The sequence below is a fragment of the Klebsiella sp. TF21-TM genome (assembly GCF_019753495.1).
GTDB lineage: Bacteria > Pseudomonadota > Gammaproteobacteria > Enterobacterales > Enterobacteriaceae > Klebsiella > Klebsiella quasipneumoniae.
This window is the reverse complement of record NZ_JAIJYL010000005.1, coordinates 151371-167946: the sequence shown is the minus strand read 5'-3', so window position 1 is coordinate 167946 and position 16576 is coordinate 151371. Positions and strand designations below refer to the sequence as shown.

At 60.8% G+C, this 16576-nt stretch carries 16 protein-coding genes; 3 read left to right on the top strand and 13 right to left on the bottom strand.

The genetic code is table 11. From position 1 onward, the window contains the following. Positions 1-75: 75 nt before the first annotated feature. Positions 76-1524 (top strand): tRNA uracil 4-sulfurtransferase ThiI, encoded by a 1449-nt coding sequence (gene thiI, locus K5R89_RS07010; RefSeq protein WP_004151340.1) that lies wholly within the window; start codon positions 76-78, stop codon positions 1522-1524. Between the two features lie 66 nt (positions 1525-1590). On the opposite strand, the gene K5R89_RS07005 is transcribed toward thiI, so the two are convergent. From K5R89_RS07005 to panE, 3 genes are read right to left on the bottom strand one after another with little or no spacing between them, the layout of a single operon-like run. Then, positions 1591-2067 carry an SRPBCC family protein gene (locus K5R89_RS07005; RefSeq protein ID WP_060591754.1) on the bottom strand — a complete coding sequence of 159 codons (477 nt, stop codon included), beginning with the start codon at positions 2065-2067 and terminating at the stop codon, positions 1591-1593. Between the two features lie 51 nt (positions 2068-2118). Then, positions 2119-2712 carry a protein deglycase YajL gene (yajL, locus tag K5R89_RS07000; RefSeq protein WP_023288601.1) on the bottom strand — a complete coding sequence of 198 codons (594 nt, stop codon included), beginning with the start codon at positions 2710-2712 and terminating at the stop codon, positions 2119-2121. After that, the gene (gene panE, locus K5R89_RS06995) at positions 2675-3586 is read right to left on the bottom strand and encodes a 2-dehydropantoate 2-reductase (RefSeq protein ID WP_064155202.1); all 912 of its coding nucleotides are present in this window, start codon (positions 3584-3586) and stop codon (positions 2675-2677) included. The genes yajL and panE overlap by 38 nt, the downstream gene beginning before the upstream one ends. 218 nt (positions 3587-3804) lie before the next feature. Here panE and K5R89_RS06990 point away from each other — a divergent pair, with 218 nt between their 5' ends. Beyond that, complete coding sequence (locus K5R89_RS06990; protein WP_002891465.1) at positions 3805-4296, top strand: YajQ family cyclic di-GMP-binding protein; 492 nt, start codon at positions 3805-3807, stop codon at positions 4294-4296. A gap of 43 nt (positions 4297-4339) precedes the next feature. On the opposite strand, the gene K5R89_RS06985 is transcribed toward K5R89_RS06990, so the two are convergent. From K5R89_RS06985 to K5R89_RS06950, 8 genes are all read right to left on the bottom strand, one after another. Continuing rightward, positions 4340-5704: an MFS transporter gene (locus tag K5R89_RS06985; protein ID WP_023288603.1), complete on the bottom strand. Its 1365-nt coding sequence runs from the start codon at positions 5702-5704 to the stop codon at positions 4340-4342. Between the two features lie 159 nt (positions 5705-5863). Further along, the gene (locus tag K5R89_RS06980) at positions 5864-7042 is read right to left on the bottom strand and encodes a Gfo/Idh/MocA family protein (RefSeq protein ID WP_023288604.1); all 1179 of its coding nucleotides are present in this window, start codon (positions 7040-7042) and stop codon (positions 5864-5866) included. 333 nt (positions 7043-7375) lie between these two features. Beyond that, the gene (locus tag K5R89_RS06975; RefSeq protein WP_017898923.1) at positions 7376-8737 is read right to left on the bottom strand and encodes an aromatic acid/H+ symport family MFS transporter; all 1362 of its coding nucleotides are present in this window, start codon (positions 8735-8737) and stop codon (positions 7376-7378) included. A 10-nt stretch (positions 8738-8747) separates the two neighbouring features. Further along, positions 8748-9566 carry a sugar phosphate isomerase/epimerase gene (locus K5R89_RS06970; RefSeq protein ID WP_217220211.1) on the bottom strand — a complete coding sequence of 273 codons (819 nt, stop codon included), beginning with the start codon at positions 9564-9566 and terminating at the stop codon, positions 8748-8750. A gap of 58 nt (positions 9567-9624) precedes the next feature. Then, positions 9625-11316 (bottom strand): FAD-dependent oxidoreductase, encoded by a 1692-nt coding sequence (locus K5R89_RS06965; RefSeq protein ID WP_217220209.1) that lies wholly within the window; start codon positions 11314-11316, stop codon positions 9625-9627. 10 nt (positions 11317-11326) lie between these two features. Next, entirely contained in the window at positions 11327-11647 is a 321-nt protein-coding gene (locus K5R89_RS06960; protein WP_004204812.1) for an NIPSNAP family protein, read from the bottom strand. A gap of 13 nt (positions 11648-11660) precedes the next feature. Then, positions 11661-13337, bottom strand: a complete 1677-nt coding sequence (locus K5R89_RS06955) for an FAD-dependent oxidoreductase (RefSeq protein ID WP_217220207.1) — start codon at positions 13335-13337, stop codon at positions 11661-11663. Then, the gene (locus K5R89_RS06950) at positions 13334-14155 is read right to left on the bottom strand and encodes a shikimate dehydrogenase (RefSeq protein WP_044521259.1); all 822 of its coding nucleotides are present in this window, start codon (positions 14153-14155) and stop codon (positions 13334-13336) included. Before K5R89_RS06950 ends, K5R89_RS06955 begins: the two co-directional genes overlap by 4 nt. Before the next feature lie 152 nt (positions 14156-14307). Between K5R89_RS06950 and K5R89_RS06945 the strand changes: the two genes are divergently transcribed. Next, positions 14308-15066 (top strand): IclR family transcriptional regulator C-terminal domain-containing protein, encoded by a 759-nt coding sequence (locus tag K5R89_RS06945; RefSeq protein ID WP_217220203.1) that lies wholly within the window; start codon positions 14308-14310, stop codon positions 15064-15066. Positions 15067-15104: 38 nt separating this feature from the next. On the opposite strand, the gene K5R89_RS06940 is transcribed toward K5R89_RS06945, so the two are convergent. Further along, entirely contained in the window at positions 15105-15437 is a 333-nt protein-coding gene (locus K5R89_RS06940) for a hypothetical protein (protein WP_023288611.1), read from the bottom strand. Positions 15438-15686: 249 nt separating this feature from the next. After that, entirely contained in the window at positions 15687-16574 is an 888-nt protein-coding gene (gene cyoE / locus K5R89_RS06935) for a heme o synthase (protein ID WP_002891629.1), read from the bottom strand. Between the last annotated feature and the right edge of the window lie 2 nt (positions 16575-16576).

Here is a 16576-nt window from a genome sequence, read left to right as displayed (position 1 = left end):
TGCAGGCACCGGTGTGCGCTGCTTTACAACTTTTGCTTAAAGCCCCGTCGGGCTTGCCAACGAACTATTGTCGCCATGAAGTTTATCATTAAATTGTTCCCGGAAATCACCATCAAAAGCCAATCTGTGCGGTTGCGCTTCATTAAAATCTTAACCGGGAACATTCGTAACGTTCTCAAAAACTATGACGAGACGCTGGCCGTCGTTCGTCATTGGGATCATATCGAAGTTCGCGCGAAAGATGAAAATCAGCGCCCGGCTATTCGCGATGCGCTGACCCGTATTCCCGGCATCCACCATATTCTGGAAGTCGAAGACGTACCGTTCACCTCGCTGCACGATATTTTTGAGCAGACGCTGCCGCTGTGGCGCGAGGCGCTGGAAGGCAAAACCTTCTGCGTGCGGGTGAAGCGTCGCGGCAAACATGAATTCACCTCAATTGAGGTGGAGCGCTACGTTGGCGGCGGCCTGAATCAGCATATTGAAACGGCGCGCGTGAAGCTGACCGACCCGGACGTCACCGTCAATCTTGAGATTGAAAACGATCGCCTGCTGCTGGTGAAAGGCCGCTATGAAGGTATCGGCGGCTTCCCGATCGGCACGCAGGAAGATGTGCTGTCGCTGATTTCCGGCGGCTTTGACTCCGGCGTCTCCAGCTACATGTTGATGCGCCGCGGCTGCCGTGTGCACTACTGCTTCTTTAACCTTGGCGGCGCCGCCCATGAGATTGGCGTCCGCCAGGTCGCGCATTATCTGTGGAACCGCTTCGGCAGCTCGCACCGCGTCCGCTTTGTGGCGATTAACTTTGAGCCGGTGGTCGGCGAAATCCTCGAAAAAGTGGATGACGGTCAGATGGGCGTGGTGCTCAAGCGCATGATGGTCCGCGCCGCGTCAAAGGTCGCGGAACGCTACGGCGTGCAGGCGCTGGTCACCGGCGAAGCGCTGGGCCAGGTCTCCAGTCAGACCCTCACCAACCTGCGCCTGATCGACAACGTCTCCGATACCCTGATCCTGCGTCCGCTGATTTCGCACGATAAAGAGCACATCATCGACCTGGCCCGCGAGATCGGCACGGAAGATTTCGCCCGCACCATGCCGGAGTACTGCGGCGTGATCTCCAAAAGCCCGACCGTGAAGGCGGTGAAGGCGAAGATTGAAGCGGAAGAAGAACACTTCGATTTCAGCATCCTCGATAAAGTGGTGGAAGAGGCGAGCAATATCGATATCCGCGAAATCGCCCAGCAGACGGAAGAGACGGTGGTGGAAGTGGAAACCGTGACCGGCTTTGGCGCCAACGATGCGATCCTCGACATTCGCTCCATCGACGAGCAGGAAGACAAGCCGCTGAAGGTCGAGGGGGTTGAGGTCGTTTCCCTGCCGTTCTATAAGCTGAGCACCAAATTTGGCGATCTTGATCAGAGCAAAACCTGGCTGCTGTGGTGCGAACGCGGGGTGATGAGCCGTCTGCAGGCGCTTTATCTGCGCGAGCAGGGTTTCAGCAACGTAAAAGTTTATCGCCCGTAACAGGTTGTTATGATGCAAAAGGCCTTCCCTGATGGAAGGCCTTTTTACTATTGGCAGGGGCGTGTATTAGCGCAGGGTCAGCGCCAGGTCATTCAGCTGATCGATGACAATATTCCAGCCCTCGAAAAATCCCATCTGCTCATGCTGCTCGCGGGTTTCATCGTCGGCATGCAGCACCGTGGCCGTATAGCGACACCCGCCCTGTTCATCGGCAAAGGTGATGATGGCCGTCATCGCGAAGGGGGAAACGGCGGGACGATAATCCGCCGTCAGCATCGAGGTCATGACGATTTTTTGTTGCGGGATAACCTCAAGAAAACAGCCGGGGTTATCGCTGCGTTCACCGTCAGGGCCGTGCATCACGGTGTGAAAGGCCCCGCCGGCGCGAAAATCAAAGGCCAGCACCTCGGTTTGCCAGGGCTTCGGGCACCACCAGGTTTTGAGTAATGCCGGGTCGGCCCACGCGCGCCACAGGGCAGGGACGGGCGCGCTGAGCTGGCGGCTGATAACAAGATCGCGAGAATCGGTTGCGCTTCGGGACATGCTACGACTCCTCAGGAAAAGGGGGAGCCAGTCCGCGGCGCGGACCGGCTATCAGGCTTCGTAGTAATTATAGATGCCGGCGGCCATCACCAGCTGCGAGGCGACCTCATACGCTTTCTCGCGCCCCACCAGCAGATCGATCATTTTCAGGGCGAAATCAATCGATGTTCCCGGCGCCTGGCTGGTTAACAGATTCACCCGTGGATCCCAGACCACCCGTTTATCCTGCCACTGATCGGCGGGGATATGATCCTTCAGCGCCGGAAAACCGGTCATGTTGCCGATCGGGAACAGCTGATGGGGCACCAGTACGGTCGCCGGGGCGGCACAGATGGCGGCCACAATGCGCCCGGAGAGATGGAACTGTCGGACGGTTTCCACCAGCAACGGGCTGTCGCGGAAGCACTCTGCGCCCTTGATACCGCCCGGGAGGACGATGATATCGAAATCGCCATCGGCCACCTCGACCAGCGGGGCATCCGCCAGCAGTTTGACGCCGCGCGAGCAGACGATGGTCAGGTTGCCGTCGCTGGCGACGCTGGCGGTGGTCACTTTGACTCCGCCGCGGACCAGCAGGTCGATGGTGGTGACCGCTTCGGTCTCTTCGCTACCAGGGGCGAGGCAAATCAGTGCCGACGCGCTCATATTCATTCTCCTTACGCTTGACCAGTTCAAATAAGCGGGCGTTTTCCGGTACGGCAACGCCGTGGGCGCGGGCACGGTTGAGCAGAAAACCGGTGATATAGTCGATCTCGGTGTGCCGCTGGGCGCGAACGTCCTGCAGCATGGATGAGATATTTTCTGCCGTACTTTCAATCACCTGTTCGACATAAAATAGCAGGTTTTCCGCCGAGGTATGAATACCTTCGCGCTCCATCACTGCCGCCACCTCGCGACAAATGGCCGCAATTTCCTGCGGATAGTCGCGCAGATCGCCGTTTTTACACCCTTTTAGCGCGGTCAGGGGGTTAATCACGCAGTTAACCGCCAGCTTGCGCCAGGTGGCCGAGAAGATATTGTTGTGCCAGGCGACATCCGGCAGCACGCTCTGCAGCACTTCAGCGAGGTAGCTGTAGTCCTCTTCGTAGCTTTTTGCCGGCCCGATATGCGTGGTGCCCTGGGCGACGTGGATGATGACATTCCCGTCGCGGCGCGCCGCCTGGGTGGTGGAGGCCAGCAGCAACGGCTGTTTCACGCTGCGCAGCTCCTCGACGGTTCCCATGCCGTTATGCACCAGCACAATCGGCGTGGTGACCGGCAGGATCGCGGCCAGGTGCTTCACCGCGTTTGAAACCTGCCAGGCTTTTAAGGTGACAATCAGCAGCTCGCTGCTGGCAAGAAAATCGGGGTCGTTGGCCGTCAGCGACTCGTTGAACACCGAGCCGTCGGTTTCAATGACGTTGACGCTACAGAATGGCTGCGGTACGCGTAGCCAGCCCTGGACTTCATGTCCCTGTTTGCACAACGCGGTCAGCCATAGTTGTCCCAGTGCACCGCATCCCAGTACGGTTACTTTCATTGTTCCTCCTCATCTGCCGCTACCCCAGGCGCTGATGGCTAAAGTATATCTCGTCGCTTTTCGCATCGTCGGACGGAAAGGGGGTTTCGGCGTCGTCGGGCAGCATGGGGAAAATAGCGCGAGCGTTGCGTAATCAGCTAAGCTTCCGGGATAACAAGTTGAGTTATGCCGCGTTGCAGGTATTATGCAACGCAAAAGAAACGGAAGGAGAGGAAAAGATGCCATCTTTCGATATTGTCTCTGAAGTTGATCTTCAGGAAGCCCGTAACGCGGTGGACAACGCGAGCCGCGAAGTCGAGTCGCGTTTTGATTTTCGTGGCGTTGAAGCCACGTTTGAATTAAACGACGCCAACAAGACCATTAAAGTGCTGAGCGAGTCTGACTTCCAGGTGAATCAGCTGCTGGATATCCTGCGCGCCAAGCTGCTCAAGCGCGGCATTGAAGGCACCTCCCTCGACGTGCCGGAAGATATCGTACACAGCGGTAAAACCTGGTTTGTTGAAGCGAAGCTGAAACAGGGCATTGAAAGCGCGGTGCAGAAGAAGATCGTTAAACTGATCAAAGACAGCAAGCTGAAAGTGCAGGCCCAGATTCAGGGCGAAGAGATCCGCGTGACCGGTAAGTCCCGCGACGATCTGCAGTCGGTGATGGCGCTGGTGCGCGGTGGCGATCTGGGACAACCGTTCCAGTTCAAAAACTTCCGCGACTAAGGCGGCAGACTGACAGCAAAAAGCGGGGAATTCCCCGCTTTTTTTATACCCCTTTGATGAGCTGCTCTATCTCGAAGCGGTTGGTGACCTTGCTGTCGATTTTGATATACACCGAGCGCTCCTCGGGCACCACCAGCGCCTGATGAACCCCGCTGGCGCTGAGCAGACGCGCCTGCAGCGCGCTGTCGACCACCACGCCGTCCGGTACCTCCACCCGCAGACTGCTGACGTAGGGCGGCTCGCTCATGGTGCTGGCCACCAGCAGCCACAGCATCGCCAGCAGCGCGCCCAGCAGAAACACGGTCTGTGAATCAAAGAAACCATCGACCCAGCCGCCAAGGGCGCCGCCAATCGCCACCCCGAGGAACTGGCTGGTGGAGTAGACGCCCATCGCGGTGCCTTTATAGCCCGCCGGCGACTCTTTGCTAATCAATGACGGCAGTAGCGCTTCCAGCAGGTTAAACGCCAGGAAGAAGAGCTGAACGCCCGCTACCAGTTCCCAGAAGTAGCCTCCGGCGCCCCAGAGGACAATTTCCGCAATCAGCAGGATGGCCACGCAGAGCAAAAAGACGCGCTTCATCTTGCGCTTCACTTCGGCGTAGATAATAAACGGCACCACCGAGATGAAGGAGATAACCATGGTGACCAGGTAAATCTTCCAGTGCTCGGCGGCCGGGAAGCCGGCAGCCTCCAGCTGTCCGGGCAGCGCGACAAACGTGGACATCAGCATGATGTGCAGGCACATGATGCCAAAGTTGAGCTTCAGCAGGCGCGGCTCCGCCAGCACCTTGCTAAAGCAGCCCTTCACCATCCCGGATTCGCGGTTAAGCACATGATTCTGGCTGTTGGGAACCACCCACAGGGTGAGCAGGATGCCGACGGTCGCCAGGATGGCGATCATCCAGAACAGGGCGTGCAGGCCCAGCTGATGGGTAATAATCGGCCCCAGCACCATGGCGATAGCGAAAGTGACGCCGAAGCTGACGCCAATAAACGCCATCGCTTTGGTGCGGTTCTGTTCGCGGGTGAGATCGGAGAGCAGGGCCATGACCGCGGCGGCGATGGCGCCGGAACCCTGCAGGGCGCGGCCAAGAATGATGCCCCAAATGGAGTCGGTGAGCGCGGCGATGACGCTGCCGAGCACGAAGATAAGCAGGCCGCCGACGATCAACGGCTTGCGGCCAATACGGTCAGATAACAGTCCGAAGGGGATCTGGAACACCGCCTGCGCCAGACCGTAGATGCCGATCGCCAGGCCAATCAGCGCTTCACTGGCGCCCTGCAATGCCATGCCATACGTGGTCAGAACTGGCAGGACCATAAACATGCCAAGCATGCGCAGGGAGAATACCGTCCCCAAACCCCAGGTCGCGCGCAGTTCCCCTGGCGTCATTTTGTTATCGTTCATTACCACCTCAATATAAAAACTGCGCCTAGTGTAGCGGCGGGGGGTAAGAAGCGTAAATAAATGTTTGTTTAACAGATATTACGGGGCTGTTGCGTGATGCGACAAGTTGGTAAAAATCAATAAACCAGTGGAGGGGGACTCCACTGGCGAGGGGGAAAATTAAGGTAAAGTAAAGTCAACCCACTGGCTGCCGGCATCAGCCGATTTGACGCACTGCTCGACCCAGTAGACGCCGTGTAGCCCGGCTTCGACGTCCGGATACCAGAAGTCTTGCAGGAAGGCGCGATCGTCACGGTCCGTGGCGTCAATCGCCTGCGCATAGCGGCGATAGAGATTGGCCCAGGCTTCAAACAGCCCTTCCGGGTGGCCGCCGCCGATGCGATCGTCCGCCAGCGCGTTTGCGCTCAGGTAGGGCATCCCGCGTTCCAGAATGCGCGCCGGCTCGCCCTGCACCTCATAGCTGAGCTGGTTAGGATGCTCATCCCACCATTCGATACTCGCCTTTTCGCCGACGATGCGCACTTTTTGCGAGTGCATGGCGCCGCTGTTCACCGCGCTGGTCCACATCGAGCCAACCGCGCCGTTGTCATACTCCATCAGGACAAAGGCGTTATCTTCCAGCGGCGCGCGGGAGGGGACAAAGCTCTGGCGGGAGCACATCAGCCGTTTGATATTGAGCTGCGGCGCCATGGTTTCGGCGACAAACAGCGGATGGGTGGCCAGATCCCCCAGCACATAGCTGGGCCCGGCGAACTTCGGCGTTACGCGCCAGCGGGTGGATTCTGCCTGCAGCTCGACGGCCTGGTTATGAAAGCCGTGGGCGAACTGCATATTGACGATGCGGATCTCGCCGAGCAGCCCATCGGCAATCATCTGCCGCGCCTGCTGGATCATCTGATAGCCGGCGTAGCCGTAGGTGACGCCGACGATTTTGTTCTGTTTTTTGCTCAGGTCCACCAGCTCGCGCGCCTCTTCGGCGGTAAAGCAGAGGGGCTTTTCACAGATGACGTGGAGGCCCGCTTCCAGCGCCGCTTTGGTGATGGCGAAATGGGTATTGTTCGGGGTGGTGACCGAGACGACCTCGATCCCGTCAGGACGGCGGGCTTCTTCACGAAACAGGGTCTGGTAGTCGGCGTAGCAGCGCTCCGGCGCGATGCCCAGCTGTTCACCAAACGCGCGCCCGCGCTCGGCATCAACGTCAAGCGCGCCGGCCAGCAGGGTGTAAACATTGTCACGCAGCGCCGCACAGCGGTGGCTGTAGCCGATCTGGCTGGTTCCCCCGCCGCCGACCATGCCCCAACGCAGGGAACGGGATAAGGGTTTCAGACCGTTTAACATGGTGCTCTCCTTTTTGAAATCATTCGCACTCTGAGGCGCTCAATGCCGACGCCTGCGGCAACGCGCATCCGGATAAACTGACCTAAACTTAAGGAAATGTTTGTTCTGTTTCAATTGTTGTGTGGAATTTATTTTTCATATATGCGAAGGGGATCGAATAAGCAGAAGTTTATTTTCTGCTGGCTTGAAAAGAGGAGAGGGGAAACAACGGCAATGGGTGCAGGCCGGACGGTTGTGGAGTACTTTTCGTTACACGGCAAGATGAAATAAATGTTCTTTTTAGCCGCAGCGCGCGGTGCAATCCGCAGATTGCACCGGAGGAAGGATACCGCATTACGCTCCGCGCACAGACGCGGGGGCTGGCGAAGCGGCGGGAGGATTACCTGCGGCGAAGATGCCCTTCGCCGCCAGGCCTGCGACGGTGAGGGCAGCCGGGATGCCGAGGATCAAAAAGACGCTTTCGAAGGGCAGGTTGAGCGCCATCATCTCAGCGCCGGCAAAGGCGCTGAGGATCGCGCCGATCCGCCCGACGCCGTGCATCCAGCTGGAGCCGGTCGCCCGCGCCTGCGTGGGGTAGTAACGGGCGGAGAGGGCGTTCATGCCCGTATTGGCGCCGTTCAGGCAGGCGCCGCTGATAAACGCCAGCATGCAGAGCAAGGCAAAGCTGCCCGCGGCGTAGCCCATCGCCATGGTAAACAGGCCGCCGACGGCGTAGATCATTCCCAGCGCGCGATGGGGATTGATGCGGTCCATCAGCCAGCCGGCAAACAGCGAGCCGAGGGTGCCTCCCGCCTGGTAGATCGCCGTCATCACGGCCGCCTGGCTGACGGTAAGGCCGACCTCCTTAACCAGCGTTGGCAGCCAGCTGCCGAGAATATAGACCAGGAACAGCCCCATAAAGTAGACCAGCCATAGCATCAACGAGCCAAAGCCGTACTGGCGGGAGAGCACAATGCGCATCGCGTTGCCGGCCGCCGGCTGCGCCGGCAGGATAAACGTCACGTTGTCGCTGATTTGTCCGGGATAAAGACGATTAAGGATGGCGCGAATGCGCGCCGCTGGCGCTTGTTTGATCACCAGAAAACGAACCGATTCCGGCAGCCGCCAGATAAGCAGGGGGGCGAACAGCAGCGGCAGAATGCCGCCGAGCGCCATCAGCGAGTGCCAGCCAAACTGCGGGATCAGCCATGATGCGGTAAATCCTCCGGCCGCCGCGCCGAAGGTGAAGCCGCAGAAGATGACGGTAATAATAAATGAGCGCTGGCGTTCCGGGGCGTATTCCGACACCAGCGTCCCGATGTTCGGCATCGCGGCGCCCAGTCCAAGGCCGGTCATAAAGCGGAAGAACATCATCTGCTCAATGTTGTGCGAGAAGGCGGTGGCGATGGTCCAGAAGCCGAAGAAGAAGACGCTGTTGATGATGATCTTTTTGCGTCCCAGCCAGTCGGCGAGCGGGCCAGAGAAAATAGCGCCCAGCGCGAGGCCGATCAGCGCGGCGCTGATCACCAGGCCCAGCTGGTGGTTGCTTACCCCCCACTCCAGCTTCAGCGTCGGGGCGATAAAGCCCATGATCGCGATATCAAACCCATCGAGAGCGATAACGCAAAAGCCGAGAAAAATAATCTGCTTTTGAAAGCGGCTCAGCGGGTTACGGTTAATTAACTCTCTGACATCCAGGCGTTGAGTCTGTGTCATAGCGGATTCCTTATGTGCAGGAGCGCAGGTAGGGCTGCGCGGCAGTGAACAGTAATTGTGCCCGCTGGAGGGGCGGCAGGGCGCCCTGCTCGCCGTCGAGCGGCACCTCGAGGGAGACCGGCAGCGTCGCCGGCAGAGCCGACATCAGACCGTGCAGATCCAAACCGCCTTCCCCCGGCACGTTGCGCGCTGAGCGGGCCTGGCGGATGAGCTCCTGCTCGCTTTCCGGCCGCTGCGCCGCGCCATCGCAGAGCTGCATATAGTTCAGATGATGCGCGGGCAGGCTGGAGAGGGCGGCGAGCGATTCTCCCGCGCGCCAGAAATGAAGGGCGTCCACCAGGATGCCGATATCCTCCCGCCCGCTGGCGGCGATCAGCGCCTGCGCATCGGCGATCGTGCGCAGCTGGGTCCAGGGCATTGGCTCAAGGTTCATGGTCAGGCCAAACGGGCGGCCGGCCGCGGCGAGAGTGGCCAGGTTGTCGGCGCTGCGCTGCAGGTTGTCGTCATTCCCGGCGACTAACACCTGCCCGGCGCCAAGCCGCGCGGCGGTCTCCATAAAGCGCTGCAGCCGATCGTCGAGGGTAAACCCCGGGCTCAGGCGGACGATCTCCACGTCCGAGACGCGGATGCCGGTTTCCATCAGCGCGGCCAGGGTCGCGCGGACGGCGGGGGTATCGCCCAGCATATCGTAGTCCGGGTCGGCGGGGGTGGCGGGCAGCAGCCGCAGACCCACGTGGGTAAAACCGGTTCTGGCCGCTATCCGCACCTGTTCGGGGGGAGAGACATCGAGCAGGCTCAGCGCGGCGAGCGATAGGGTACGCATGTTCATAAATGGCTCCGGTTCAGTTGCAGGTGAAGTTAGCCAGGGTTATTGCCGTCCCTGGTTGTTATTGCTCTGTTTTTATTGTGTTTTCAGCCAGTTTTTTGCCCACCAGGTAGCCGAAGGTCATCGCCGGCCCGAGGGTGATCCCTCCGCTGGGGTAATAGCCGCGCATCACGCTCGACATGTCGTTGCCGATGGCGAACAGGCCCGGTATCGGCTGCTGCTGCCCGTCCAGCACCCGAGCGTGTTCGTCGGTTTGCAATCCGCTGAAGGTGCCCAGCGAGCCGGGCAGAATGCGCACCGCGTAGAACGGCCCTTCGCGCAGCGGTCCGAGCGTCACCTGATGGTCACCCTGCGCGCGGTTATAGGCCGATGCGCCGCGGTGAAAATCGACGTCTTCACCGGTGCTGGCGAAGTGATTAAAGCGTTCAACGGTTTCCGCCAGCGCATCGGTATCGATGGCGCACCGTTTCGCCAGCTCGGCCAGGGTGTTTCCTCGCAGCAGATAGCCGGTACGCAGCCAGGCGGTAGGGGTGAACGGGAAGGGCCTGGCGTGGCCCAGGCCATAGCGGCGCAGCGCGCGCCGATCGGCCAGCAGCCAGGCCTGCGGCGTGTCGCCCACGGGCGTCGCCGCCAGCAGGGCGGCGATAAAGTCGTGATAGGAATCGGCCTCGTTAACAAAGCGTTTGCCGTTAGGCAGGACGGCGATCACCCCGGGCTTGGCTCGCTCCACCAGATGGGGAAACATCAGCTGCTGGCCGCTGGCGAGGGTGACGCGGGACACCGGCGCCCAGGCCAGCGGGTGGCGCAGGCGGGTATCGAACTGGCCGCCGACGGATTCGCCAAGGCGGATCCCCTCGCCCTGATTGTCAGGCGGCGCGGCGGAGAAATGGCCGTAGCCCTCCGCGGCGTGAGGCACCACCTGCGCCAGGCGCTGCCGATCGTGGGGAAAACCGCCGCAGGCCAGCACCACGGCGCCCGCTTCGACGTGCATCTCCCCGTCATCGCTGCGCAGCACCGCGCCGGACACGCCCTGCGGCCCCTGCAGCAGCCGAACCGCAGGCGCATTGAGTTGAAAGCGCACTCCGGCGTCGAGGGCGGATCGCAGCAGACGGGCGACCAGCGCATTGCCATTGACCAGATGCTGCCCCCGTCCGGCGAGCAGCCGCTGCCAGCCGTGGCGCAGCAGGCGGCGGGCGGCATACAGCGCGGAGCGCGGCGAGCGGGTGGCGTTAAAAAAATGCGCCATGTCCGCGCCGCCGGCGATGCCCATCCCGGCCAGGCTGATGGTCTCCAGCGGCGGGCGCAGTCGGTGGAGCCAGTCGCCGAGCAGGCGGCCATCGTAGGGCTGAGCGGTCACCGACCGCCCACCGTTCGCCGCGCCCGGCGACGCGTGAAAGTCCGGCATGGCGCTGCCCGACAGAAACTTCACCGCCGTACGCTGATGAAAAAACTCCACCATTTCCGGCCCGTGACGGAGGAAAGTCTGCAGCCGTTCGTCGGCGGCTTCGCCCCCCATCTCATGCTGCAGATAGGTCAGCGGAGCATCGGCCGCTTCGTCGATGCCCTCCGCCCGCGCCAGCGGGTTGCGGGGGATCCACAGCCAGCCGCCGGACCAGGCGCTGGTTCCGCCGAGCACTGACGCCTTCTCCGCCACCATGACGCTGGCGCCGTGCATTGCCGCGGTGACCGCGGCAGAGAGTCCCGCCGCGCCGGAGCCGACCACCAGCATATCCACCTTCACAGGCCCGCTCATGATGGACTCCTTACTGCAATGGTGAAAAAGCGGTGGGGCGCATCAGCACCGACTCGAGGCGCTCCACGGCGGCCAGTTCGCGATTTTTCCGCGAGAAGGTCTGCCAGCGCTCGTCCTGGGCCATCCGCGCGCGGCGTACCAGGCGATCGTCCAGGCTTTCGTAAGCCCAGATGTGCACTACCTGATTGACCACGCCGATCTCGGTAAAAAAGAAGCCGATCAGTTTGCCGAGATGGTCAGTTTGCACCGCCAGGGCATCGCTTTGGTACAGCGCCAGCCAGTCGGCCATTTTCAGCGGATTGATGGTGTAGGTGCGTTTTTCGTAGATCATGATGTTTTCCTGATTAGTGGGTGGCGGGTTGCGCCAGATGGCAGGCGGCGAGGTAGCCAAACGTCAGCCCCGGGCCAAGGGTGATGCCGGGACCCGGGTAGGTGCCGGCCATCAGCGAATCCATGTCGTTTCCCACCGCGTACAGCCCCGCGATAGGCTTTCCTTCGGCGTTGACGACCTGGGCATCGGCGGTGGTGACCAGACCCCGGGAAGTCCCCAGATCGCCGGTATAGAGTTTGATGGCATAGAACGGCGTGCTGAGCAGGGGAGCGTTGCAGGCGTCAGGGTGATGGCCCGGATCGCCCATCGCCCGGTTATAGCTGTTGCCGCCTTTGGCAAACTCACGGTCCACGCCCTGCGCGGCGTCACGATTGTAGCGGGCGACCGTCTCGCTCAGGGTGTGGGCATCCAGCCCAAGCTGCTGCGCCAGCGCGGCCAGGGTGTCGGCTTTGTGCAGATAGCCGGCGGCGATCAGGGCGTCATTGTTCACCGGCGCCGGGCGCGCCAGCCCGAGGCCGTAACGCTTCATCGCCTGGGCGTCGCACAGTAAAAAGCAGGGGGCATTCTCCGCAGCACGCTGCATCGCGCTGGCAAAATGGTGATAGGAGCTGGACTCATTAACGAAGCGTACCGCCCGCTGATTGACGGCAATCACGCCCGGCTTGGCCCGGTCGGTCACCAGGTGGGGGAAGCGCTCCTCGCTGCCGTCGGCCCGGGTCAGCACCGATACCGGCGCCCAGAAAAAGTTGGATGCCCGATCGGCTCCCTCGCGAGCGTTAAGCGCCGCCGCGAGACGCAGCGCAGCGCCATCATTGGCCGGCGGCGACATGGTGAAGTGCTCTCGGGTGTCAGGCCGATAGCGCGCCGCCAGCGCGCCAGCGGCAAAACCGCCTGCGGCCAGCACCACCCCGCGCCGGGCGTGCAGCGTCTCTCTTTGCCCCTGACACTCAATCTCTACCCCGGTGACCGCGCCTTGCGCTTCGCACAGCGCCAGAACATTGACATTCAGCCGCAGGCTCATGCCTTTACGCAGCGCCGTGGTCGCCATGCGGGCAATCAGCGCATTGCCCATCGCCAGGCGGGTGCCGCGAGGGTATGTCACCCGGTCGCGGGCGTAGCGCAGCAGCAGTCGGGTGCAATGGGCCAGGGAGCGCAGCGAGCGACGCATATCGAGAAAATGTTGAATGTCGACGCGGTTGACCATCATTCCGCCAAACAGCAGCATCCCCGGCGGCGGCGAGCGCAGGTCGCGAAACGCGTCACCCAGTTCACGGCCGTCATACTCCACCACCTCCAGCGCCCGACCGACGTCGACGGCGCCGGGCTCATCCGGATAGTAATCAGGTGAGAGTGGGCGCAGGCTATACTTCACCGCCCCCACGCGCTCCAGAAAGGCGAGGGCCTCTCGCCCGGCGCTGACAAACGCCTCGGCGATATCTTCGCGGTAGTGGGCCTCGCCGATAATGGTTCGCAGATAGGTTTTGATCGCTTCGGCGCTACCGCTTTTGCCCGCGGCGCGCGCCTGGTCGGTATCGTGCAGCCACACGGCGCCGCCAGAGATGGCCGAGGTGCCGCCGAACTGACCGGCTTTCTCCAGCATCAGTACCGACAGCCCTTTGCAGCTGGCGGTGACCGCGGCGGCAAAGCCAGCGGCGCCGCTGCCGATGACGATCACGTCCCAGCTCTTCATGCCGCCGCTCCCTGCGCCGGCGGGATGGCGCCGATAAACTGGCCCATCAGCGTCATCTGCGCCAGCGCCATTTCCGGCCCGGTCTGTACCCGGCAGCCGCGGGCGGCGGCGAAGGTGAGCAACGGCGTCATCACCGGGGCGGTGACAACGTCAGCCACGTGGGTGGCGCTGTCGAGGGTCTCCAGCAGCGCCTGCGGCAGGGGCAGCGCATCAAATCCGGCCATGCCGGCCGGCGAGCCGTTGACCAGCAGATCGACGCCGTGCAGGGTGTCCGGCAGCGCGCTCAGTCGCACCGCCGGAAAGGCTTCAGCCAGAAGGTCGTGCAGGCGTTGCCGGGTGGCGGGGTTTTGATCGTGCAGAGCCAGCTGACGGAGCCCCGCCTCGCACAATCCCCAGGCGATGGCGCTGCCGACGCCGCCGCAACCGGAGAGCAGCGCCTGCTTACCCGCCGGCTGAAAACCCTGTGCCTCGGCGGCGAGCAGAAAGCCGACGCCGTCCAGCATATCGCCCTGTAACCGGCCATCCGCCAGCTTGCGGATCACATTGATGGCGTTGAGTCGGCGGGCGCGCGGCGTAAGCTCGTCGACCAGCGCGGCGGCGCGTTGTTTATGCGGCACCGTCACCAGCACGCCGCTCATGTTCTGCCAGCCGCGCAGGGCGTTGAGGTAGGCGGCCACCGCGTCAGGGGCGATATCCACCGGGATCATGACGCTGTCCATGTGCTGTTCGGCAAAGTAGCGGTTGAAGTTATCCGGTGATTTCACTTGGGCAATCGGATGACCAATCACGGCGACAACCTGGGTAGTTCCACTGACCATTGCAAACCTCATTTGTTAAATGAATGTTGTGAAAGTATTTCAGTGGAAGCTGGGAGCGACAACGCAGAATTCGGACATGTCGGTTGTTAATCGCACGATCGCTGCGATAATCGCAGGAAATCGATAATGATGTTGCAAAAATGTGAGCGAATATGCAAAACACCATTCATCCTCGCGATCTGATCGTCGGTTTACAAAAAGGGTTGGCGCTCATCCAGCTTTTTTCTAAAACCTGCCCAAAGCTCACCGTCGCTCAGGCGGCGAAAATGAGCGGCCTGACGCAAAGCGCGGCACGACGTTTTGTGTTGACGCTGCTGCATGAGCGCTATTTGCAAACCGATGGGCGCTATTACTGGCTTACCCCGAAGACGCTGCGGCTTGGTCAGGCCTACGTCGATTCGGCGCAGTTTCCCCGCATGGTGCGGCCGATTGTCGAATACATCGCCAGCCGGACTGAGGAGCACGCCTCGGTGGGGGTGGTGGATGAAGATGAGCTGGTCTATATCGCCCGCAGCCGTCACACGCCATTTAACTCCACGTCGGTTCGGCTTGGGGAGCGGGTGCCCATCTTTTGTACCGCCGGGGGGCGGTTATGGCTGGCTTCGCTGCCGGAAGCAGAGTGTGAAGCGGTTCTACAGCGCATTACCCGGGAACAACGCACGCCCTATACGGTGACCGACGTCGCGTTGTTGATGGAGAAGATTGCCCAGGTGCGGCGTCAGGGGTATGCCACTATCGAGCAGGAGTTTGAGATTGGTATGCTGGTGCTGGCGGTACCGTTAACCGACAGGGAAGGGACCTGGTGGGGAGCGTTAAGTCTGACCAGTCATCAATCGCGGACTTCGCTGGACGCGTTATGCCGCGACCACCTTGATCTGCTCTATAGCGCGCAGGCGATGCTGGTGGGTTAAACAGGGCAGCCGATGCGCTGCCCTCGGCGAGACGTCGTTTAGGCTGACGCTTTGTTGAGGAAGCTGCTCCAGTCGCTGGCGGCGTTATCGACAAAGGTGTTCCAGCTGGTGCCGGCGGTATTGACGAAGCTACCCCAGTTTTCCTTACCGGTGGTCACGAAGGTTTCCCAGTTTGTCTGACCGGTCAGGAAGGAACCAAACGCCATCGCGCTGTCGCCAACGAATGAGGCGAAGGCGGTACCGGAGGTGAGGACAAACGAGGTGAAGCCGACGGCAGAGTTGGCGACAAAGCTGGCGAAGCCGTTGGCCGCGCCGAACAGGTTAAAGCCGCCGGAGATGTACTCCATTTCGTTCAGTGTTAATTCTTTCATTGCGATTCCTTGTAGTGAATATTTCCCAAACGGGTGTAAACCCGAGGCGAAAAGTAGCATCGCGGGCGCGTGCGGCGCGAGCGATACCCGGTTAGCACAAGCTCATTTTTTCCTCATTTTTTGGGCGTGAGATAGCGAAACCGATGCGGGGGAGGGGAGGGGAAGTATGAAATGAGAAAGGAACCAATTTGCAACAGAAAAGAAAAAGCCCCGTCAAAACGGGGCTTTATATCGTACTGGAGAGCGCGATTATCTCACGTAAGCCAGCAGGCTATGTGAATCCGGCACCATAAAGTCAACGGACATCATCACGGACAGCGCAGTGATGGCGACGATGGAAAAGACGAACAGCTTGCGCGCCCAGACTTTGTCATCTGCCACTTTGTAGCCACGCAGCGCCATGCCCAGCCACCAGACGCTGACCGCTGCCGCCACGACCAGGTATTTATACCCGGCGTAACCGCCCAGCGAGAGCATCAGGGTCGCAACGGCAAAGGCGACGATGTACAGCGTAATATGGTTTTTGGCGACCGAAATGCCTTTCACCACCGGCAGCACCGGAATATTCGCCGCCTGATAATCCTTAAAGCGGAAAATCGCGATGGCGTAGGAGTGAGGCATCTGCCACAGGCTAAAGATAGCCAGCAGGATCGCCGCACCGCTGTCGAAATCACCGGTGACCGCGCAGTAGCCAATCACCGGCGGCGCTGCGCCGGAGAGTGAGCCAATCAGCGTGCCGTAGACAGAGTGGCGTTTCATGTACAGGCTGTAGACGCCGACATAAACCACGAACCCCATCACCCCCAGCCAGCAGGCCAGCGGATTTGCGCCGAACCACAGCAGCATAAAGCCAGCAATACCCAGCAAGGTGGCGTACACCAGCGAAGCTTCTGGCGAGATCAGCCCTTTGACCAGCACCCGGTTTTTCGTCCGTTCCATCTTACGATCGATGTCCCGGTCGATGTAGTTGTTGAATACACAACCCGAGGCGACCACCAGGGATACTCCGAGGAGCGTCCAGACGAACAGCGGATAGTCGATGTGGCCTTTGGAGGCCAGCAGGAAACCGCCGATCACGGAGATCAGGTTGCCAAAAATAATGCCTGGTTTCGTAACTTGCAGGTATTGCTTAAACATAC

Coding starts and splice junctions, on each gene's coding strand:
- thiI (WP_004151340.1), top strand. CDS start 76: ATGAAGTTTATCATTAAATTGTTCCCGGAAATCACCATCAAAAGCCAA.
- K5R89_RS07005 (WP_060591754.1), bottom strand. CDS start 2,067: ATGTCCCGAAGCGCAACCGATTCTCGCGATCTTGTTATCAGCCGCCAG.
- yajL (WP_023288601.1), bottom strand. CDS start 2,712: ATGAGCGCGTCGGCACTGATTTGCCTCGCCCCTGGTAGCGAAGAGACC.
- panE (WP_064155202.1), bottom strand. CDS start 3,586: ATGAAAGTAACCGTACTGGGATGCGGTGCACTGGGACAACTATGGCTG.
- K5R89_RS06990 (WP_002891465.1), top strand. CDS start 3,805: ATGCCATCTTTCGATATTGTCTCTGAAGTTGATCTTCAGGAAGCCCGT.
- K5R89_RS06985 (WP_023288603.1), bottom strand. CDS start 5,704: ATGAACGATAACAAAATGACGCCAGGGGAACTGCGCGCGACCTGGGGT.
- K5R89_RS06980 (WP_023288604.1), bottom strand. CDS start 7,042: ATGTTAAACGGTCTGAAACCCTTATCCCGTTCCCTGCGTTGGGGCATG.
- K5R89_RS06975 (WP_017898923.1), bottom strand. CDS start 8,737: ATGACACAGACTCAACGCCTGGATGTCAGAGAGTTAATTAACCGTAAC.
- K5R89_RS06970 (WP_217220211.1), bottom strand. CDS start 9,566: ATGAACATGCGTACCCTATCGCTCGCCGCGCTGAGCCTGCTCGATGTC.
- K5R89_RS06965 (WP_217220209.1), bottom strand. CDS start 11,316: ATGAGCGGGCCTGTGAAGGTGGATATGCTGGTGGTCGGCTCCGGCGCG.
- K5R89_RS06960 (WP_004204812.1), bottom strand. CDS start 11,647: ATGATCTACGAAAAACGCACCTACACCATCAATCCGCTGAAAATGGCC.
- K5R89_RS06955 (WP_217220207.1), bottom strand. CDS start 13,337: ATGAAGAGCTGGGACGTGATCGTCATCGGCAGCGGCGCCGCTGGCTTT.
- K5R89_RS06950 (WP_044521259.1), bottom strand. CDS start 14,155: ATGGTCAGTGGAACTACCCAGGTTGTCGCCGTGATTGGTCATCCGATT.
- K5R89_RS06945 (WP_217220203.1), top strand. CDS start 14,308: ATGCAAAACACCATTCATCCTCGCGATCTGATCGTCGGTTTACAAAAA.
- K5R89_RS06940 (WP_023288611.1), bottom strand. CDS start 15,437: ATGAAAGAATTAACACTGAACGAAATGGAGTACATCTCCGGCGGCTTT.
- cyoE (WP_002891629.1), bottom strand. CDS start 16,574: ATGTTTAAGCAATACCTGCAAGTTACGAAACCAGGCATTATTTTTGGC.